20 protein-coding genes are annotated in these 21576 nt (G+C 38.3%); 9 read left to right on the top strand and 11 right to left on the bottom strand.

The features are described 5' to 3' along the window. Positions 1-25: 25 nt before the first annotated feature. A complete protein-coding gene (gene cyoE, locus MHB42_RS12260; protein ID WP_340806479.1) occupies positions 26-976 on the top strand; it encodes a heme o synthase in 951 nt (316 codons plus the stop codon). Positions 977-995: 19 nt separating this feature from the next. Here the strand turns inward: cyoE and MHB42_RS12255 are convergent, their stop codons facing one another. The 6 genes from MHB42_RS12255 to MHB42_RS12230 form a co-directional block, all read right to left on the bottom strand. Further along, positions 996-1730, bottom strand: coding sequence for a metallophosphoesterase (locus MHB42_RS12255; RefSeq protein ID WP_340806478.1), 735 nt, complete (start codon positions 1728-1730; stop codon positions 996-998). A 202-nt stretch (positions 1731-1932) separates the two neighbouring features. After that, the gene (locus MHB42_RS12250) at positions 1933-2382 is read right to left on the bottom strand and encodes a helix-turn-helix transcriptional regulator (RefSeq protein ID WP_340806477.1); all 450 of its coding nucleotides are present in this window, start codon (positions 2380-2382) and stop codon (positions 1933-1935) included. 133 nt (positions 2383-2515) lie between these two features. Next, positions 2516-2920 carry a hypothetical protein gene (locus MHB42_RS12245; RefSeq protein ID WP_340806475.1) on the bottom strand — a complete coding sequence of 135 codons (405 nt, stop codon included), beginning with the start codon at positions 2918-2920 and terminating at the stop codon, positions 2516-2518. Between the two features lie 272 nt (positions 2921-3192). Further along, positions 3193-4527, bottom strand: coding sequence for a hemolysin family protein (locus MHB42_RS12240; RefSeq protein ID WP_340806474.1), 1335 nt, complete (start codon positions 4525-4527; stop codon positions 3193-3195). 32 nt (positions 4528-4559) lie between these two features. Beyond that, positions 4560-4901 (bottom strand): MerR family transcriptional regulator, encoded by a 342-nt coding sequence (locus MHB42_RS12235; protein ID WP_445299989.1) that lies wholly within the window; start codon positions 4899-4901, stop codon positions 4560-4562. A 215-nt stretch (positions 4902-5116) separates the two neighbouring features. Next, complete coding sequence (locus tag MHB42_RS12230; RefSeq protein ID WP_340808588.1) at positions 5117-5602, bottom strand: hypothetical protein; 486 nt, start codon at positions 5600-5602, stop codon at positions 5117-5119. A gap of 198 nt (positions 5603-5800) precedes the next feature. Here MHB42_RS12230 and MHB42_RS12225 point away from each other — a divergent pair, with 198 nt between their 5' ends. From MHB42_RS12225 to MHB42_RS12215, 3 genes are all read left to right on the top strand, one after another. Continuing rightward, entirely contained in the window at positions 5801-5932 is a 132-nt protein-coding gene (locus MHB42_RS12225; RefSeq protein ID WP_340806473.1) for a hypothetical protein, read from the top strand. A 150-nt stretch (positions 5933-6082) separates the two neighbouring features. Continuing rightward, the gene (locus MHB42_RS12220; RefSeq protein ID WP_340806472.1) at positions 6083-8173 is read left to right on the top strand and encodes a methyl-accepting chemotaxis protein; all 2091 of its coding nucleotides are present in this window, start codon (positions 6083-6085) and stop codon (positions 8171-8173) included. A 140-nt stretch (positions 8174-8313) separates the two neighbouring features. Continuing rightward, positions 8314-10407, top strand: coding sequence for a methyl-accepting chemotaxis protein (locus MHB42_RS12215; protein ID WP_340806470.1), 2094 nt, complete (start codon positions 8314-8316; stop codon positions 10405-10407). A gap of 43 nt (positions 10408-10450) precedes the next feature. Here the strand turns inward: MHB42_RS12215 and MHB42_RS12210 are convergent, their stop codons facing one another. The 4 genes from MHB42_RS12210 to MHB42_RS12195 form a co-directional block, all read right to left on the bottom strand. After that, the gene (locus MHB42_RS12210; protein ID WP_340806468.1) at positions 10451-11023 is read right to left on the bottom strand and encodes a 5' nucleotidase, NT5C type; all 573 of its coding nucleotides are present in this window, start codon (positions 11021-11023) and stop codon (positions 10451-10453) included. Between the two features lie 13 nt (positions 11024-11036). Further along, positions 11037-12152: a flavodoxin-dependent (E)-4-hydroxy-3-methylbut-2-enyl-diphosphate synthase gene (gene ispG, locus MHB42_RS12205; protein WP_340806466.1), complete on the bottom strand. Its 1116-nt coding sequence runs from the start codon at positions 12150-12152 to the stop codon at positions 11037-11039. 96 nt (positions 12153-12248) lie between these two features. Beyond that, the gene (locus tag MHB42_RS12200; protein ID WP_340806464.1) at positions 12249-12596 is read right to left on the bottom strand and encodes a hypothetical protein; all 348 of its coding nucleotides are present in this window, start codon (positions 12594-12596) and stop codon (positions 12249-12251) included. Between the two features lie 52 nt (positions 12597-12648). Then, positions 12649-13167: a DUF1189 family protein gene (locus MHB42_RS12195; RefSeq protein ID WP_340806462.1), complete on the bottom strand. Its 519-nt coding sequence runs from the start codon at positions 13165-13167 to the stop codon at positions 12649-12651. 171 nt (positions 13168-13338) lie between these two features. On the opposite strand from MHB42_RS12195, the gene MHB42_RS12190 reads away from it, so the two are divergent. The 5 genes from MHB42_RS12190 to MHB42_RS12170 all read left to right on the top strand — a co-directional run bounded on the left by MHB42_RS12190 (position 13339) and on the right by MHB42_RS12170 (position 21040). Continuing rightward, positions 13339-14970, top strand: a complete 1632-nt coding sequence (locus MHB42_RS12190; RefSeq protein WP_340806461.1) for a Na/Pi cotransporter family protein — start codon at positions 13339-13341, stop codon at positions 14968-14970. 67 nt (positions 14971-15037) lie between these two features. Further along, positions 15038-15517: a DUF456 domain-containing protein gene (locus MHB42_RS12185; RefSeq protein WP_340808587.1), complete on the top strand. Its 480-nt coding sequence runs from the start codon at positions 15038-15040 to the stop codon at positions 15515-15517. Positions 15518-15682: 165 nt separating this feature from the next. Continuing rightward, entirely contained in the window at positions 15683-16288 is a 606-nt protein-coding gene (locus MHB42_RS12180; protein ID WP_340806460.1) for a superoxide dismutase, read from the top strand. A 593-nt stretch (positions 16289-16881) separates the two neighbouring features. After that, a complete protein-coding gene (locus tag MHB42_RS12175; RefSeq protein ID WP_340806459.1) occupies positions 16882-18759 on the top strand; it encodes an IS1182 family transposase in 1878 nt (625 codons plus the stop codon). A gap of 76 nt (positions 18760-18835) precedes the next feature. After that, on the top strand, positions 18836-21040 hold the full coding sequence (locus tag MHB42_RS12170) for a peptidoglycan D,D-transpeptidase FtsI family protein (protein ID WP_340806458.1): 2205 nt from the start codon (positions 18836-18838) through the stop codon (positions 21038-21040). Positions 21041-21322: 282 nt separating this feature from the next. Here MHB42_RS12170 and MHB42_RS12165 read toward each other — a convergent pair whose 3' ends face one another. Further along, positions 21323-21514 (bottom strand): hypothetical protein, encoded by a 192-nt coding sequence (locus MHB42_RS12165; RefSeq protein WP_340808586.1) that lies wholly within the window; start codon positions 21512-21514, stop codon positions 21323-21325. Positions 21515-21576: the final 62 nt, after the last annotated feature.

The raw sequence follows: 21576 nt of genomic DNA, 5'->3' as shown, positions 1-21576 counted from the left end.
TTATGGAGAAAAGGAATTAAGATGAATGGAACAAAATCTAAAAACGGAGCATAACCTGCAATCCTCCGAACAAATACAAGAGAAGTCATCACGCTCTACAATTTTAGCGCAAACAGTTAAAACAGGCATTATTAAATCTAATTTAATACCAATGTGGGCAGGCTTAACACTAGGCATGTACAAAAATAAAATGACATTTGTAGATAATATACCTGAAATTATTTTTTCAACAATTGGCTCTGCTCTTGTTATTGGGGCAGCTGGCGCTTTTAATAATGTCTATGATCGTGATATAGATGCCATTATGCCTCGAACGCAAAGTCGACCCACTGTAACAGGTGAAATGTCAGCTAAATCGACGTTAGCATTAGCGATTGCGATGTTAATTGTGGGGGTAGCAGTGTTGGCACTTGCTTCACCATTAGCGGCTGCATTTGGTTTATTAGGTGTCTTTTTATACGTTGTTCCTTATACAATGTGGACAAAGCGTCGGACGATTTATAATACAGAAATAGGGAGTATTAGTGGAGCAGTGCCACCATTAATCGGCTGGTCTGCGGTATCAACAGATATTACACATCCTGCGATTCTTGGTTTATTTTTAGTGATGGTTATATGGCAAATGCCTCATTTTTATGCGATTGCGATTCGCAAGCATGCGGATTATGAGGCGGCTAATGTGCCAATGCTTCCTGTTGTGAAAGGTATGCGTCGTACCTACTATCAAACAAACTTCTATTTAATTTTACTGATTTTATCAAGCTTTTTATTTGGCTCATTAAGTATAGGCATTATGCTTGTAGCATTGCTTTTAAGCATTGCATGGCTTATTATGAGTATTTATGGCTATCATCGTCATACAAATCAAGAGAAATGGGCAACAAAAATGTTTGTCTTTTCCCTGTTTCATATGACGGTATTATTTGCAACTGTCATTGTGTACTCATTAGTAGGAGTTATTTTTCAACTATATTAATATGATAAAAACCAACAAGCTATTCGGCGCTTGTTGGTTTTTGATTTTGCACGGAAAGGGTTTTACGGCTAGGCCATTCAAAGGCATGTAACTGACCACCAAACACAGCACCGCCATCAATGCCAATAATATTATTTTCCCCAAAGTAGACACTATAATCTGTTGGATCGTGATGCAGTCGATATGTGGGGGTATGTCCAAAAATAACCGTTTTGTCCCCCTCGTAGCCTGCATGAAATTCCTCACGAATCCATAGAAATTGCATAGGGTCTGTTTCCGCTAGTGCCACACCGGGTACAACCCCGCCATGTACAAAAATAGCATCCTCTAATTCGATATAGGTGTCAAAGGTTTCGATTAACTTTAAATGCGCTTCAAGCTTTGGTAATGTTTGAATAAAGTCAGGCAATGTTTGGCTTTGAATAGCCTCCTCAAAATCAGCCAACTGGTAGCCATAGCTGGCAAGTGTTGCCTCTCCACCACAAAGCCCAACCCAATGGTTCCAAGGCTTCGGATGCCCTGAGCGGCAGGCATGGAGCATAATTGCTTCATGATTCCCAAGCAACACACGTGCGCCCTGTGCCTGTAATTCCCCAACTAAATTTAACACACCGCTAGAAGCAGGACCTCTATCAATATAATCACCGAGTAAAAAAAGTTGGTCTTTCATTGGATGATAGTTTGCTTTTAGGAGTAATTCTTCAAACAGCGCTAATTCTCCATGTATATCACTAATTGCTAATATTCGATTCATGAACAAGCATCCTTTCCAATTGCAGAGCGGTTACAATTAGTATAGAGGAAAATTCTACAAATTTCGACTTTTCTAGCTTCCGGTGCTTTTTCCTCCATAGAATATTGCAAGAAATACTTCTCTTATCACTATTTTTTATTTTAGTATATGACAGCCACTCATCACTCACGATGACTTTGTCTTGTACAGTGTAAAATAGCAATTAATGCTTTAGCTTTTCCCACGCCTGCATGGCTACTTGTTCATCAAATGTTGACAGAAGACGAAAATGCTGCTCATCCAAAATACGATAATGATGACTAATCATATTTTGTTGAAGTCGAAAGCCTTTATATTCACTAATATTTTTCCACCATATGTATCCACCCATTGTTTTTTCCTTTGGCTGTAATGTTCCATGATTGGCGATTAAATCGATAACTTCTAATGGGTCACCACCAAGCTCATGTTGTAAAATGGTGCTATCTCGACATAACGTGCAAACAGCCACAGCAGTTGTCCAGCCAGTCAAAATACGACCTTTTTCAATTTGAACAAGTGTTTTTTTGGATAATCCTAGCAAATCACTCATTTGATCCTGTGTAAAAGCTTTCTCTGTACGGATTAATTTCAGTTTTTCTGAAACGAGTGTGATCAATTGTTCACGATTCATCCTAACACCCCTTATTTTCAGATTATTATATTCTATTATACATGAAAGTAAAGATACGTGTTTTTCATTTCAATAGGGGGGAGCTATTATACTAAAAAACAGACTGTCTTCAAGGAGAGCAGTCTGCTAAGTGTTAAATTTCATATTTATTTGTATCTGAGATAACACGGAAATGGATGCCTGTAATTTGCGCGCTCACTTTATGACGAAGTGTATCAATATCTACAAGCTCCTCTTTATTTTGAACACATGTAGCAATTTCTTGTAAAAGCTTTGTAAAGGCTTCCTTAAATAAAGCACGCATATTATCAAAGTCTAAGCTGCGAAAACTTCCATCAATATCAAAAGCTTCGACGGAATTTAATTGTTTAGAAGCACCTGCAAAGCGGTCATCATATACTGTGTAGTTTTCGTCAGTTACCACGATAATATATAGTACTTCCCCTGTAATTGTTTTGAGTTCAATATTTGTTTTATGCTTTTTTACATCAGTAATAATATGAATGCCGTCTGAATGGTACAGTTTAAACAATGTCATTGATATGGCCCCCTGAAACTATAATCATATTTTCTTTCAGGCGTGTTGATTAGTCTTTATTTTGCAGAGAAGACCTACGAATTTGTTGATTTTTGGCTACGGCTTCAACGAAGGAGGCGTCTGAATCTCAGACAACCTTATGGGTTTTCAGCTATTCCTGCCAGAGTCGCCTCTCCACTACAATCAACACGCCTGAAACTCTTTATTTATTATATCCTGAAATGGCTAATAATGGAATAGGGGAGTTCTACTATTAGGCACTGAAAATATGATTATGTTTGCACTTCAGTAATGGCTGGAGCACTTTTGCGTAAAGGTCGTACCTCGATATAATGAATTTGATGTCCTTGCTGCTCATAAATACTAAACACGTATGTGTCAAGTTCAATATTTTTCGATGTTTTAATACCATTATTGACCGTTAAGAACCAGCCGCCTAATGTTTCTACTTCCTCTGCATCCAATGTAATATTTAAGAGCCTTTCCACATCTTCTACAAGCATTTTGGCATTTAATATATAATGATGATCTGTGATTTTGCGAATATCTGCAATTTCATCATCATCAAACTCATCTCGAATTTCACCAACGATTTCTTCTAAAATATCCTCAACTGTCACAAGACCAGATGTACCGCCATACTCATCCATTAAAATAGCCATATGAATACGCTCTTTTTGCATACGTAAAAGTAATTCTTTAATAGGAATTGTTTCAATAACGCGAATAACGGGATTGATAAATTTTTCTAACACTAATGTTTCATCTGTTAATTGTTCAAGTAAGCCATGTGTAAATAATTCCTTTGCATTAATAAAGCCTAAAATATTATCGCGATCCCCATCATAAATAGGGTAGCGCGTATATTGCTCTGTGGCAATGCACTGAATAATATTGGTAAAGGACTCATTTCGTTCAATCCCGATAATTTCTGTACGTGGAACCATAATTTCACGGGCAATACGTTCATCAAAGTCAAAGACATTATTGACATATTTTAGCTCGGATTTATTGATTTCACCGCTTTTAAAGCTTTCAGATAATAGTAGTCGCAATTCTTCCTCTGTATGTGAAAGCTCATGCTCACTTGCAGGCTTCATACCGAATAGACCTACCAGCACTCGGGCAGAGCCGTTCAAGAACCAAATAAATGGATACATTATTTTATAGAAAAATAGTATTGGTTTGGCAAAAAGCAGTGTAATCGTTTCAGCCTTTTGAATAGCAGCAGTTTTAGGTGCCAATTCACCAACAACTACATGTAAAAATGTTGCAATAGCAAAGGCTGAACCAATTGTAAAGATTGTCATATACTTATCCGAAATACCAATCATCTCAAATAACGGATGAAGCATAAACTCAAACGTTTTTTCACCAACCATCCCGATACCAAGCGCTGTTACCGTAATTCCTAATTGGCAGGCAGATAAATATTCGTCTAAATGATCGACAACATGCTTAGCGGCAATTGCTTTTTTATTGCCCTCTACAACAAGCTGATCAAGCCTTGAGGAACGCACCTTTACAATGGCAAATTCTGTGGCTACGAAAAAGCCTGTTAATGCTAATAAGATAATAAAAATTGATAAGTTAATAATGGTCTCCAAATAGTCGTTCTGTAAAAACAGAACGTCACCTCCTATTGATGAATAAGTAAAAGCAAGGACTGCATTAATGCAATACTTGAGGGTGAAACATTTTTCTTAATGGTTTCAATTTTTTGATCGTCTTGCTTGTTCATTTGTTCTAGCAGAGAAGCTACATCATGCTCTAGGTCTTGCATTTTTAAACGAAGCATTTGGACATCGATTTCTTCATATGGTGTGATATTTAATTCATGTTGAATTTCGACAAGTGAAAGCCCTTGTTGTTTACGTTGTTCAATAAAGTGTAATCGTTCAATCATCGTTGGATCATAATAGCGATAGTTTGTGACAGAACGCTCTGCATCCAACAATCCAATATTTGTATAATAATCGATTGTTCGTTTTGTAATGCCCGTTTTTTCTGCAAGCTCACCAATTTTTAATTTCTCTGTCCCAATGCAAACACCTCCAAACCATCACGTGATACTTTTATTATAACGTGATGGTTTTTATTTATTCAAATAATCACTATAAATCTTTCAGAATTGTAAGACTTCGACCTAAAAAAATTGCGATTCTGCCATTATTGCTGACAGAATCGCGCAAGGATTTAAAAATGTAAAAAAGTATCGTAGAGATGATGAAGGGCTTCTTCACCACTTTTTTCGAAAATAATTTCATGATTATAGCTTAATGTAATGATTGTATGTGCGCTATCGAGCGTATCATCTGCAATTTTGCATCGCACATGGACGATTCCTTCCTCAGCAAGTTTTTTTATCATCTGCTGATCCCATGCCTGATCTGAAAATAGCGGGGGTTGCCAAGTGCCTCTCACAGATAGCTCATTTTTTTCAAGGTCATAATCCCAGCGGATATCACGTAAAATAGTTTTAAATAGATCATTAACTGTAAAAGCTGTGTCTTGATAGTTAATGTCCATAGCGCGTATTGCATGAACATCTCGACTAACAGCATTTGCTGCGGAGTTTGCTGCTGTGTTGATGCCTGAAGCTGCATCTTTAATTTCAGACAATTGCTCACCACAGCCTGACAATAGTGTGCAGATACATGTCATACAAGCTATCTTTATCATCCATTTCACAAGTAGTCCCTCCAGTTTGGCAAGTTGTTACTACTATCTTATCGAAAAGAAAAATACGAAGAAAGGGCATGAAGGCGGCAGATTGTGACGGTTTTGCAACGATGCGACCTCCACTCGATTGTTCGGTATTTGGGACGTATTAAAGACTGAAAATTTAGTAAAGTACAAGGAGAAAGGGTGCGGTTTGTGATGAAAATTAATGATGAAATTCTTGAGCGATTAGGAACATATTTTGTTTATCATAGTGTTTATGAAAATTATGGAATTACCTTTGAAAATTTTGTAGAGCGCTGGTTAAGAGGATTACTTGAGGTTCAGTAAATAATATAGAACTTTTATATCGGTATTATTTATCTAAAAAAAGACATAAATCCCTCTATATTAGATACTATTATCATAATAACTGGTGGTATAATTAATTTAATTCACTGCTGGATTATTACTTTGTATCTAAAAGGGGGAGCTATACATATGAATTTATTGGCAAGAATTCTCACAACTGTTATTGGCACAATGCTTGTTGTATTAGCAGTGATAACGACCGTAAATGTTTATCAAACGAAAAATTTAACGGTTGGGGCAGCGCAAAAAATGGTGCAGGCTGAAACGTCTGACCATGCTTATCAGCTTCAAATTCAACTTGATTATGCGATGGATACGGCGCGCACGCTAGCTGCCAACTTAACAACAATGGTAGAGGAGAACAAGGCTGATCGTGCTTTAACAGATGCAATGTTTCAGCGTATTTTAGCGAGCAATGAGCAGTTTATGGGTGTATGGGCTGTATGGGAGCCAAATGCCTTTGATGGACAAGACGAACATTACGCAAATACAGAGCGACATGATGCAACAGGACGTTATTTACCATTTTGGACACGTGATGGTAGCATGATCGTTCATTCCCCTATTATAGATTATGATACAGCTGACTTTTATACGCTGCCTAAACAAAAAGGGCAGGAAATGATTTTAGAACCGTTTGTCTATCCTGTTGCTGGCAAGGATGTTTTATTAACATCTATCATTGTGCCAGTTATGATTGATCATGATTTTCAAGGCATTGTTGCTGTCGATATGAGCTTAGAAACATTAGCTGAATTAAGCCAACAAGTAAAATTATTTGATAGTGGTTTTGGCTCCATTATTTCGAATGAGGGGATGTTTGTGACACATCCAAATAATAATTATCTAACAATGCCACTAGCTGAGCATGAGCCTTATACGAATATGGGAGAGATACAGACTGCTATTCAACAAGGCAATGCTACTATTGTGGAGGATTTTTCAAATTATTTACAAGAGGATAGTTATATTGTTACCGCACCCATTCATATTGGAGAAACGGCAACACCTTGGTCATTACTTGCGACAGTACCAACTGGGGAAGTATTAGCACAAACAACAAAGCTAACATGGACAATGATTATGATAGGCATTGCTGGTATAATTTATCTTTCCATTGTTTTAACATGGCTTATTCGTCGTATTGTTAAACCTATTACATTAACAGTGGCACAGGTGCAAGAGATTGCAGCTGGCAATTTAGCTGTGGAGCCATTAGCGGAGGATAGAAAGGACGAGCTTGGTCAATTAGCACAGGCTGTTAATACAATGACAAGTCATACACGTACATTGATTCAAGAAGCCGCACAAATCTCTCATCAAGCTAATACATATAGTGATCAGCTAATGTCCTCGACAAATCATATGAGCGTGAATATTGAGCAAGTGCTGACAACAACAGGTGAGCTTGCAACAGGAGCCTCCGTACAGGCAGAGCAAGCAGCTTCTACATTGAGCGTTACACAAGAGGTTGAACAAAAGCTACAAGCGATTCAAGCAGCGATTAAGGAAATGACGCATCGTTCTCAGCAAACAACACAGGCATCCAAGCAAGGGTTAGCCCATGCAGAGCAGTCCATCCAGGGTATGGAGATGATGTCAGAGCAAGTTACATTAACAGCAAATGTCGTTCAGCAGCTTAGCGATCAGTCGACTGAAATTAATCGGATTTTACAAGTGATTGATGCAATTGCAGGCCAAACAGACTTACTAGCACTAAATGCAGCGATTGAAGCGGCTCGTGCAGGTGAACATGGCAAGGGCTTTTCAGTTGTCGCAGAGGAAGTACGCAAGCTTGCTGAAGAATCTGCGAAATCAACAAGTCAAATTGCAGCGATTATTGATACAGTCGTAAAAGAGGCTGTGAAGGCAAGTGATGCTATGCAACATGTTGTGGCTGCTGTACAGACAAATACCCAGTATATTGATGCCAATAAGCAGGCGCTTGATGCGATTTTACAGCATATCGTGGATACTGTTGCACAAATTGATGAGGTAACAAATGCCTCTCATTTAATTCAACAGGAAACTGTAGAAGTTGTACGAGCAGTTGAAAATATGACAGCAGTTAGTGAGCAATCCTCAGCAGGAACAGAGGAGTTGTTAGCAACGATGGAGCAGCAAAATAACGCTGTTCATGAGGTACAAAGCATGGCGAAAAATTTAACAGCTATGACTAATTCTTTACAACAAACATTAGCAAAATTTCATTACGAATAGAAAATAGCTGCCGTATATCATCTTACTTGCGAAAGTAGCATGATATACGGCTTTATCAAAAGCTTATATTTATAAAAAACTGAAAATTCTGTTTTTTTTGTTATAATAATATGATAGATAGGTAAGGAGCTGATTGAATTATGAAGTTATTATACAAAATCTTACTAACAATATTATCAACAATAATGATTGTTTTCGTGATTATTTTAAGTGTCAATATTGTAAAGACGAATACATTAGCAGTCTATGATGCACAGCAGCTTGCTCAATCGCGTGCCTCTGAAAGTGCCTATAAAATGCAGATGGAGCTTAATTATGCAATGGATACAACCAGAACATTAGCGACAACTCTCCAAACAATGGTGGCAAACAATAAGGGGGATCGTGATTTAGTAAACGATATGCTTCAGCAATTATTAGCACAAAATAACACCTTTCTTGGGGTATGGACGATTTGGGAGCCAAATGCCTTTGATGAACAAGATCACCTCTTTATCAATCAAGAGGGGCATGATGCAACAGGACGCTTCCTTCCTTATTGGGCACGGAGTAATAATAATATAACGGTTGCAGCGCTTGAAGATTATGAAACAAGTGATTATTATCTACTACCTAAAACGCTTAAGCAGGAGATTATTTTAGAACCGCTTGCTTATCCGATTGATGGCCATGAGGTGCTGATGACTTCAACAGCTATTCCGATTGAAATAGAGGGGCAGGTTGTTGGTGTTGTTGGGGTTGATATTAGCTTAGAAACTTTGATAGCTTTGAACAATGAAATTACCTTATACGATACAGGCTATAGTGCGGTTGTGTCCTATCAAGGGACATTTGTCGCACATCCATCCGCTGATTATATCAATCAACCAGTCACTAGCATGGAAAAATATGAAAAAACAGATAAAATTTTAAGTGCTATTGAACAAGGCAGCTCCTATATAGTAGAGGATTATGCTACTTATTTGCAAAAAGCCTCCTTTGTTGCAGTTGCTCCTATCCAAATTGGTCAAACAACGACCCCATGGGCATTGCAGGTTACAATTCCAGCGGATGAGGTTAAAGCAGGGGCAAATGAAACGATGTGGCTATCCATTTTATTAGCTGTTATCGGTATTATTATTTTAGTTGTAGCTATTATTTGGATTGCTAGACATATTGTAAAGCCTATCATTCAGACGGCGGAGCAAGTAAAAATAATCGCTGCTGGCAATTTAGCAGTTGAGCCATTGCAAGTGCACTCAAAGGATGAAATTGGTGAGCTTGCACAAGCCATGAACCAGATGACAGATAATATGCGTGAGCTTATCCAAGCGGCTGCTGATATTTCCGACCAGGTGCAGCTCTATAGCGATGAGCTACAATCCTCTACGAATGAGATGGGCATTAGTATTGACCAAGTCGTAACAACAACGAGCGAACTTGCAACAGGTGTAACGTTACAGGCTGAGCAAGCAACAACAACATTGGGGGTTACACAGGAAGTCGAGCAAAAATTACAAACCATTCAGATGGCAATTGAAGAAATGCAGCAGCATTCTCAGCAAACAACCGAGTCTTCCAAGCAAGGATTGCTTCATGCAGAGCAATCTATTGAAGGGATGGGGACAATGTCAGCGCAAGTGACAGCAACGGCTAATGTTGTTCAGCGGCTAAGTGACCAGTCCACAGAAATTAATCGTATTTTACAGGTTATTGATGCGATTGCAAGCCAAACAGATTTATTGGCATTGAATGCAGCAATTGAGGCGGCTCGTGCTGGTGAGCATGGCAAAGGCTTCTCAATTGTGGCAGAGGAGGTGCGTAAGCTTGCGGAGGAATCTGCGCAAGCTACAAGTCAAATCGCAGTGATTATTGATATGGTTGTAAAAGAAGCAGTAACGGCAAGCGATGCTATGCAGCAGGTGGTCACGGCGATGCAAACAAATACCGAGTATATTGCTGCCAATAAACAGGCGCTTGATACGATTTTACAGCATATTGTTGATACGGTTGCACAAATTAATCATGTTACTGTCGCTGCTACTATGATTCAGCAGGAAACACAGGAGGCTGTGCGAGCAGTAGAGAATATGACAGCAGTGAGTGAGCAATCCTCAGCAGGCACAGAGGAGCTACTAGCAACGATGGAACAGCAAAATTTAGCGGTTCATGCAATTAATAGCAAGGCACAGCAATTGGCATCTATGGCTGATACCTTGCATTTAGCACTTGCTAAATTTCAATATGAAAAATAATAAAGAGCTGTGCAAAAAGATTTTCACTTTTTGCACAGCTCTGTTATTTGAAGTAATTTGTAATAAATTGATTGGCTTCCTGCCAGTTATAGACACGCACCACATTATCAGGTACGGCTAGACGATTATAAGGTGTATCAAATAAGACAACAGGTATTTTTAGCTCTTCTGCTAGCATAACGGCATTATCGTGCTTATCCTCAAAGAAGGCTTCCACCGCATATTTTTTAGCGGCTGCTAGCTTATCATGGCTACCAAGCAGCTCGATATGGTCGTAGGGAATTGCTTGTGTTTGAAACCAATCTACTGTAATATCTGCTACATTTTCGCCTCGTGCCGAAATATAGTAAAGCTCAAAATCATTTTTCCAAGCTGTTAAAATATTTTTGGCATCCTTTGCTACCTCTGACACTTTATACATATAAGGCTCATTTTCCTTAAACCATGTATTAAATGCACCTCGATCAACAGGATGTGGGAAGGCAGATAAAAAATCATACTCACAAACATCATCGAGTGTAATATTGACATTATACTCTTTATTAATATGTGGAATGAGTGTGCTTGGACATGTAACTGTTCCATCAATATCAATCCCAAAGCGGGGCTTTTGCATACGTAGCACCTCCTTAGGCATTTGCTTGTTGTGCCTCTTCAGCTGCTCGCTTTTCTGCCATTTCAGCCGCTAATTTGTCAATTTCTTTTTTCAATTCCTCTACCATTGTTTCTTCAGGTACTTTACGAACGGTTTTCCCCTTCATAAATAGCAGACCCTCGCCACGCGCGCCAGCAATTCCAATATCTGCTTCACGTGCTTCACCAGGACCGTTTACGGCACAGCCAAGCACGGCTACCTTTAATGGCACATTTAACGTTGAAATATATTCTTCCACTTCATTCGCAATCGAAATTAAGTCAATTTCAATACGCCCGCATGTTGGGCAGGAAATGAGTGTTGCCATATTAGAAGCTAGGCCAAAAGATTTGAGTAGCTCGCGCGCTACTTTTACTTCCTCTACAGGGTCAGCCGAAAGGGAGATACGCAATGTATTCCCAATACCTTTTGATAGAATCGCTCCAAGTCCTGCTGCTGATTTTACTGTACCAGCAAAAAGTGTACCTGATTCTGTAATGCCTAAATGCAGCGGATAATTAAAGGCTTTAGCTGCTTTTTCATAGGCTTCAATCGCAAGGTTTACATCAGATGCCTTCATCGACACAATAATATCATGGAAGTCCAAGTCTTCTAAAATTTTAATATGATGGAGGGCAGATTCTACCATACCATCGGCTGTAGGATAGCCATATTTCTCTAAAATATGACGCTCCAATGAACCAGCATTTACACCAATACGAATTGGGATACCTTTTGCTTTTGCTGCATTGACAACAGCCTCTACTTTTTCTTTACGACCAATATTCCCCGGGTTAATACGCACTTTATCAATACCATTTTCAATGGCCTTTAATGCTAATTTATAGTCAAAATGAATATCAGCTACTAATGGAATATGAATACGCTTTTTAATATCGGCAATCGCATTCGCTGCACGCTCATCTGGCACTGCAACACGAACAATTTGACAGCCCGCTTCCTCAAGGCGCAGAATTTCTGCAACCGTTGCTTCTACATCATGTGTCTTTGTTGTACACATACTTTGAATGAATAATTCATTACTACCACCAATTGTTAAGTTACCGACACGTACGGGACGTGTATTTGAACGGTGACAAATTTCACTCATTAACTTTCTCTCCTTTTCGGGCCACTATTTTCAGCCGTCACTGTCATTTATTTTAGCAGTGTAAGAAAATAAGGACAAGGAAGAAACGCTAACTTTTCATTTTCCGCAATGATTAGCCAATTCAAACGAGAGTGGAAGCTTAATATTTTCACCCGAACTGATTTCCTGTAATTGTAAATGAGGGTTTAATTGATAAAAAAGCTGTAAGCGTTCAGGAAAGGTCATGGGCACTTTTGCAGGGTGTAGGGCAAATAAGCTATGGATGGTATCTCCTTCAATTGTTTGTACAGTAATATAATTGGGCTCACGTTGTTTTTCACAAGGGCGTGTATCCTCTGTATTTTTAGTTTGTAGGTTTGTCAGCGGTATGGACCCTTCTGTTAAATCTACTTTTACAACAAAGGCGATAATGATAATAATGGCTGTTAGAATAAGTGCTCGCAAAAAATCCCCTCCTTTTCTACACTATATTGAGCAGAGAGGGGATTCATGCCTATTATTTTGCGGTTGGTTGTTTTGGATATTTTGTCAAAGCTATTATTAATAGAATAATTGTTACAAATACAGAAATCACAGAGATAATAACTTTATAAGCTGGTAGATATTCTGCCAGCATAGATAATAAAGTTGCCCATGTAATGGCAAAGGTTGTTGTTCGCCATAGATGACGATATTCTCCGCGACGTTTCGTGATTTTTAAGATAAATAAACCAGCTAATGCATAAATAGCAATTTGACCAAAAATAAGCATCGTCGTCACAATAAAAAGCATTAAGAAGGTAAAGGGGTATAAAAGCCATTTAATATTCTCTATATAGTCAGTTAAACCATGTAAGCTATCCATATCAAATGTATCCACAGACATTCCTGTAACAAATCGACCTAAAGAGAATACTGCGACAATGGTAATGAGTAGGAAGGTATATTGAATAACCTTTCCAATAGGTAGTAAACGATAGGCTGCTAGTTTTTTAGGGTGAATAAGGCTATCGATAAAAAGCTGTGAGTGTTTCATACTATCTCCTCCAAACGATATTTTAACATGTTCAAGGAGGACAAGATATGAAAGAAATAGATTCATGTTAAAATGTTAACATTATGTAAAGAAATGAAGGGATTTCTTTACTTTTTGTTTGTAATCCTTTAATGATTACAAATAGAGATGTAGGAATTGGAGCGAAAACAATTGACAATAGATTGGCAAAGTATACTTTTTCAGTTTTTAGGTGGGCTAGGCGTTTTTTTATTTTCCATTAAATTAATGGGAGATGGACTGCAAAAGTCAGCAGATGAGCGTTTACGTGAATGGTTAAATCGCTTTACAACCAACCCTATTATGGGCGTTTTAGTCGGTATATTTGTAACGGTTTGTATCCAATCGAGTTCTGCTACAACGGTTATTACAGTTGGCTTGGTAAGCGCAGGCTTTTTAACATTACGTCAAGCAATTGGTGTGATTATGGGTGCTAATATTGGTACAACGATAACAGCCTTTATTATTGGCATTAATGTAGGTATTTATTTTTATCCATTACTAGCGCTCGGTGCAGGCTGTATATTCTTCTTTAAAAAATCTATGTATCAGCACATTGGTCAAATTATGTTTGGCTTTGGAGGATTATTTTTAGGATTAGAGTTAATGAGTGTAAGTATGCAGTCCTTTCATAAATTAGCAGATGTGGCGGAATTAACCGTTCAACTAAGTCAACAGCCAATAATCGGTGTGTTTTTAGGAACATTATTAACATTGCTTGTACAAAGCTCAACCGCAACAGTTGGTGTGCTGCAAGGCTTATATGCTGAACAATTAATTGATTTAGATAGTGCATTACCGATTTTATTTGGTGAAAATATTGGCACGACCGTGACGGCTGTTTTAGCATCGCTTGGTGCTTCCATCTATGCCAAACGAGCAGCAGCTGTGCATGTTCTCTTTAATGTGATTGGTACAGTGATTTTTATGATATTTTTTACGCCCTTTCTGCACTATGTGCAATGGGTAAGCGAATTATTTCAGCTAGGGCCCCGTATGCAAATTGCTGTAGCACATGGCTCCTTCAATATATTTAATATGATGATTCAGCTTCCCTTTATCGCTGGCTTAGCTGCTTTAGTCACAAAATTGTTGCCAGGTTCTGATGGACATATTAATGTTACAACAAAGCATTTAGACCCCTCTTTTATCGACTCATCTCCAGCGATTGCACTTGGCCAAGCAAAGGAAGAAGTGTTACGCATGGGTGAGCATGCCCTGCGAGGATTAGAAGAAACATTCCTCTATATGAAAACAGGCGAGGCTGAGCATATTCCAACAGTTGTACAATTAGAGGCTGGGCTAAATCATTTAGATAATGAAATTACCAATTACTTGGTGATGGTGTCTAAGCAGCCGCTTTCTCGTGCAGACTCAGTAAGGCATCATACATTATTAACGAATGTCAGAGATTTTGAACGAATTGGCGATCATTTTGAAAATATTTTAGAGCTGCTACAATACAAGGCACATCATGAGGTCAGCTTAAGCAAATCAGCGCGACAAGATTTAATTGGAATGTTTAGCTTAGCAATAGAGGCGGTACGAAAAAGTATCGAGGCATTGGATACGGCAAGCTTAAGCTTAGCGCAAGAGGTGACGGAGCTAGAAAGCTTAATCGATGATATGGAAGATAAATTGCGCCAAAAGCATATTGCTAGATTAAATACTAATGAATGCAGTGGTGCAGCAGGGATGGTTTATATGGATATTGTTAGTAATTTAGAGCGTATTGGTGACCATGCTGTAAATATTGCAGACTCCATTTTAGGTATTCGTCATTAATAGAGTGAAACTTTTAGCTGGTAGCTTCCGTATAAAAGACAATGCACAATAAAAGGAGAGAAACTTGATGGAAGTGATTGGCTGGATTTTAGTAATTGCCTGTTTTGTAATTTCATTTATTGGTTTAGTATATCCAATTATTCCAGGCGTACTGTTTTTACTTGGTGGATTTTTAGTATATGGCTTATTTTTCTCATTTGCAGAGCTAAGCTGGTGGTTCTGGGTAATTGAAATATTATTTGTCGTGCTGCTATTTGGCGCTGATACAATTGCAAATGCTGTTGGCATTAAAAAATTTGGTGGCTCTAATGCAGGTATGTGGGGCAGTACCATTGGTTTATTAATTGGCCCATTCGTTATTCCTGTGGCAGGTATTTTAGTTGGTCCATTTTTAGGGGCAGTCATTGCAGAGCTCATTGTGGAGAAAAGAACATTTAGCGAGGCTGTTAAAAGCGGTGTTGGCTCATTAATTGGATTTTTAACATCTACTCTTGCAAAGGCAGTTATTCAAATTGTAATGATTATTTTATTCTTCATTATGATTTAAAGAAGGTTTAATGTTAAAAGGAACAGGGTAGGATAGTAAACGTATCGGTTTTTCAGTCAAAAGGCTGAAATCGACAAATTGAAGCTTTTTTCGTTGAATGGTTTGACCAATTTTGATAATCTAATAATGTACTAATTATTTCTTATTTTAGGGAGGAACTTAACAATGGCTTATGAATTACCACAATTAACTTACGCTTATGACGCATTAGAACCACATATCGATGCAAAAACAATGGAAATCCATCACACTAAACACCACCAAACGTATATCACAAACGTGAATGCTGCACTAGAAGGTACAGAATTTGCAGATAAAGATGTGAATGAATTAATCGCAAACCTTGATGCACTTCCAGCTGATAAGCAAACGGCAGTACGTAACAATGGTGGCGGACATGCTAACCATACATTATTCTGGGAAGTAATCGCACCAGGCGGTTCAAATACGCCAGTTGGTGAAGTAGCAAAAGCAATCGATGCTAAATTCGGTTCTTTCGATGCTTTCAAAGAAGAATTTGCTAAAGCTGCTACAACTCGCTTCGGTTCAGGTTGGGCTTGGTTAATCGTTGATGGTGACTCAGTTGCTGTTACGTCTACTCCAAACCAAGACTCTCCAGTAATGGAAGGTAAAACGCCAATTTTAGGCTTAGACGTTTGGGAGCATGCATACTACTTAAACTACCAAAACCGTCGTCCAGATTACATCGGTGCATTCTGGAACGTAGTAAACTGGGATGTAGTAGAAGCGAAATTCCAAGCTGCAAAATAATGATATCTTCCTGTAACTAAGTCTTTCCCCATCTTCTAAAGTTGGTACTCAGCTGTTTTAAGTTGGTACCCAGAGTAGGGGTAAGATTTTAGAAATGAAGATGATTGAGGACCGCGCTCGTACAATTTTTGTACGTGGTGCGGTTCTTTTTTGTTGGCTAAATACAGTCGTATCAAGGATTTGGCAAGACTTGTAACGTTGGCTATCGTGCATTTCCCCGCGCTTTAATCTACTCTCTTATCCATACTTCGGGGAAGAACTTAATATCATTTTTGCGCCTAAAAATGACCGCGCTAACCTCTAAAATCTGCTCTCTTAAGCCTATTTCGGGGAAGAACTTAATTACAGATTAAATGTAAGGAAAATAGCGATGAAGTCAGTAGTGGTAAGGGTTTGGTGGGATTTTTGGGGAGGGAAGAACTTAATTACAGGAATACAAATGATCATTAAACAATGGGGGCTGTCCAAAAAGTCAGTGAAAACTGACCTTTTGCGACACCCCTTTTAATTTTTCTAAAAAAGGCAACAAAAAAATCGCCACTTCTAGTAAAATGAAAGTACCACACAATCACTAGTAGAAAGGACGATTTTTTATGAGCAATCAAAAGATTACTAATGAAGAGTATACCACACAAACCACACTTCTTCTAGAGGTACAAGAAAAACCTGTATCCAAAAGACAACTTGCCCCTACGTTCAAACCGTATAACAATCATCAAAGTTTTTTTATTTATGATCTCCAAGAACTGATTCCTGAGAATCACGTCGCACGTGTTGTTGATGAAATGATCGAAGACATTCCAGATGAGCTACTTTTTCAACACTATTTAGGTGGTGGGCGCAGTTCCTATCATCCGAAAATGATGCTGAAAGTGATTTTGTACGCCTATTCCCAAAAGGTGTATTCCTGCCGTGGGATTGAAAAATTGATTCGGGAAAGCATTCCCGCGATGTGGTTAGCAGGCATGCAAAACCCCGACTTCCGTACGATCAACTTTTTTCGTGGCTATCGTATGAAAACCCTAATGGATGAGTTATTTGAAAACATGATCCACCAATTAATTGAGAAAGGATATATTACCTTTGAGGACTACTTCTTGGATGGGACAAAGCTTGAAGCGAATGCCAATAAGTATTCTTTCATTTGGAAAAAATCTACGGTCCGTTTTGAAGAAAAACTGAAAGAGAAAATCAAGGAAAACCTTCAGCACATTCACGAACTTGCCCAGACAGAAGAAATGGAACTGGAGGAGATTCCGGAGGAAGATGTAACGTCAGGACAATTGACAACCCTTTCCCATCAATTAGAAACACAAGTAAATACCTTAACAGCTGAAATCGAAGCGACCAAAGAGGTGTCTGTTCGAAAAGAACTCCGTTCACGTCGAAGTGCGTTAAAGAAACCGATCAAACTAATTCAAGAAAATTTCATCCCACGCATTCAAAAATATCAAGCGTATCATGAGACATTTGGCGATCGCAATAGTTTTTCAAAAACGGATACGGATGCCACGTTTATGCGCATGAAAGAAGATCACATGAAAAACGGTCAATTGAAACCCGGCTACAATGTTCAAATGGCAACGGAGAATCAATTTATTTTATATTATTCCATCCATCAACGCCCAACAGATACGCGCTGTTTTATTCCTCATTTGGAAAAACTAGCAGCGTCTACTTTGCCAATGCCAAAAACCGTCATCGCCGATGCAGGATATGGCAGCGAAGAAAATTACTTATATGCAATAGGGGAAGAAAAAGAGCCACGTTTTGATTATTTAATTCCATATAATACATATTTAAAAGAAAACACGCGCAAGTATAAAAATAATATCAAGAATGCGAAAAATTGGGACTATCAGGAAAAGGACGATTGGTTTATTTGCCCGAATGGACGCAAGGTGCTATTTAAAAAATATCAAAACAAAAAGAATGCCTCGGGATTTCAGCAAAGCTATAAAATCTACGAATGTGAAGATTGTTCAGATTGCCCATTAAAGGCACAATGTACAACAGCAAAAGGTAATCGTCAGGTTCATTGGAATACCGTATTTGAAGAAATGAAGGCAAAGGCAAAAGCAGCCCTTGAATGTGAAGAAAAAGCCGCCATCTATGCTCGACGTAAAATCGAGGTAGAAAGTGTGTTCGGTCACATCAAGGGCAATCGGTCGTTCCGTCGATTCCTATTACGGGGCCTTGATAAGGTCCACGTGGAATTTGGGATTGTGGCATTAGCCCACAATCTCCTGAAAGTAGCTGCCATCCGTCAGCTACTTTCAGGGAACAAGCGAATAGACAAAAAATCTGGAGGGGAAAAACGTGATGTTTTTCTCCTCCAGATTTATTTTAAGGACTTATGGGACAGCCCCTTTTTTTTGTGGCGGGTGGATAAAAGGGCAAAAGTGGCGGATAGAGTCCAAAAAGGCGCTGTAAGAGCAACCTTTCATGAGCAAGCACCGTCAAATAAATGATGTTTTCAAAACCTGCCTACGAATGCTATACTAAGTATCGTGTATTGAAACGATAACAAGATAAGGAGGGGAATATATGCGTAAAGTACCAGGAAAAAATCGCGCGGCGAGTGTTAAGGCAAAACATCATTCTAATTTAACATTTCGTATGAATATCCTTTTCTTTGCAATATTTATCGTATTTTCAATGTTAATTTTTAGACTGGGTTATATGCAAATCGTAAAAGGAGAAGAATATGTACGACTTTTAGCGAGTACAGAGGAAGTGCCTGTTAATACAAGTGTGCCAAGGGGCCGCATGTATGATCGTTATGGGCGTATTTTAGTTGATAATCACCCTGAAAATGCTATTACCTATACGAAAATGCAGACAACAACAACAGAGGAAATGCTGGAAATCGCTGAGAAGCTAGCACAATTAATTGAACAGCCAACAAATCGTGTGACATTGCGCGATAAGCAGGATTTCTGGATACTTAAAAACCATGATGCTGCCTATGAAAAAGTAACAAAGGCTGAGGAAGATAAAATTCGACAAAAAGAAGATATTACAACAAGTCAAATCAATGCAGAGATTGATAAGCTTGTGCGTGAACGTATTACAAATGAGGAGCTTTTACAATTAACAGAGGAAGATTTAGAAGTATTAGCAATCTATCGAGAAATGGCTTCTGGCTATAATTTATCACCTCAAATTATTAAAAGTGAAAATGTATCGGCAGATGAATTTGCACGTGTATCAGAGCGTTTAACAGAGCTGCCAGGCGTCAATACAACAACAGACTGGAAGCGTGTAAAGCTATCATCCTTATCTATTCTTGGCCGTACCACTGTCCCAACAAAGGGGATACCAAAAGAAAGGCTTGATTATTATTTAGCACGTGACTATTCACGGAATGACCGTGTTGGGGAAAGCTATATTGAAGCGCAATACGAGGAGTTATTACAAGGTCAAAAAACAGTTGTAAAAAATATTACCAATAAAAAGGGGCAAGTAGTCGATACGGTTACAACCTATGAAGGAGAGCCCGGTAAAGATTTAGTTTTAGCATTGGATAGTGAGCTACAAGCAGAAACCGATAAAATTGTAGAAGAAGAACTGCTTAACTTAAAGGCCATGGGCGGCTCCTATTTATTAGATCGTGCCTTTTTAATTATGATGGACCCGAATACAGGCGATATTTTATCGATGGTTGGTAAAAAAATCGAAAAGGACCCTGAAACAGGAAAAAATATAGTTGTGGACTATGCCTATGGTACATTTACAACAGCTTATGAAACAGGTTCTTCTGTCAAGGCTGCAACAGTTCTAATGGGCTATAATCAAGATGTTATCTCGATGGGTACTCCTATGGGCGATGAACCAATTAAATTAGCTGGAACAGCCCCTAAAACATCGATCTTTAACAGAGGCGGCTATATTACGATGAATGATTTAAGTGCTTTAGAGCGCTCTTCCAACGTTTATATGTTTAAAATCGCCATGATGATTAATGGCACACCTTATAGCTATGGTATGCCTTTACGTTTAAAGGATGATACATTCGCAAAAATGCGTAATAATTATGCGCAATTTGGTTTAGGTGTAAAAACAGGTATTGATTTACCAAATGAATTTAGTGGGGTACAAGGTCCAGCTGGTCCAACAATGGGTGGTAAAACATTGGACTTAGCGATTGGTCAGTATGATACGTATACACCGCTTCAACTTGCACAATATATTTCAACAATTGCCAATGGTGGCTATCGTGTGCAGCCACATGTAGTAAAAGAGGTACGTGATCCATCACAGGATGGCAAACAACTAGGGCAATTAGTAACAGAGGTTGGGCCAAGGATTTTAAATCAAATAGATAACCCTAAAGAAGAAATTGATTATGTCAAACAAGGGTTACGTCGTGTATACACTGGTAAACAAGGGACAGCACGAGCTCAGTTTGCGGATGCACCATATACAGCTGCAGGGAAAACAGGAACAGCAGAGGTAGTGTACTATGGACCATTAAAAGAGCATTATGGTACAAACACGATTAACCTAACACATGTTGGCTTTGCACCATATGAAAATCCTGAAATTGCCTATGCTGTTGTGATTCCATGGGTTAATACAAATTTAGATCCTCACTACTATCAAAATAATGTCATTGCTAGACGTTCATTAGATAAGTATTTTGAATTAAAAGCAAAATATCAAGCTGAAAATATATCAGATAGTAATGTACAGCAACCGATTTTACCAGCCGCTACAGAGGAAAAAATTGGTGAAGGTGAGCAAGAATAAAACTTATATAAAAGTGGATTTGGAAAAGAAATTATTTTCCAAATCCACTTTTTTTATGCTTTTCAGGACTAACTATAAATTTTAATTGACGCTATATAAAATGGAATGTTTAGTCTTAGATAACAATATTGTATAATTTATTGAATAAGATGTCATATGAGGATTTGAGTAATTTGTAGGGTATTTACAAATGGTAGGGGGAATTAGGATGTGGGGGAGTATTCAGAAAAAATAGATGTAAAAAGGGGGTGTTTGCTAAAAGTAGCAAACACCCTCTTATCTTTAGGCAGATAGCTGCTGAATCGCTAATTCAAATTGCTCTCTCGGCTTTACCCCATAATGCTCTATATTATGATAGAAATAAGATGCTACCATAAAATCGATAGCCTCCTGTAATGTTAGCTCCCGACGCTCCATTATAAGAGATAAATATGTTTTAAAATAATCGGCATTTTGTACATTTGCATGTTTCATCACAAAGGTCAAACTCCTCATATAAAATATTTCCGACACAATTTTTTATTATAACATCTTTC

Origin of the sequence: Lysinibacillus sp. FSL K6-0232, assembly GCF_038008325.1 — a bacterium.
Lineage (GTDB): Bacteria > Bacillota > Bacilli > Bacillales_A > Planococcaceae > Lysinibacillus.
This window is presented reverse-complemented; position numbering and strand designations above follow the sequence as displayed.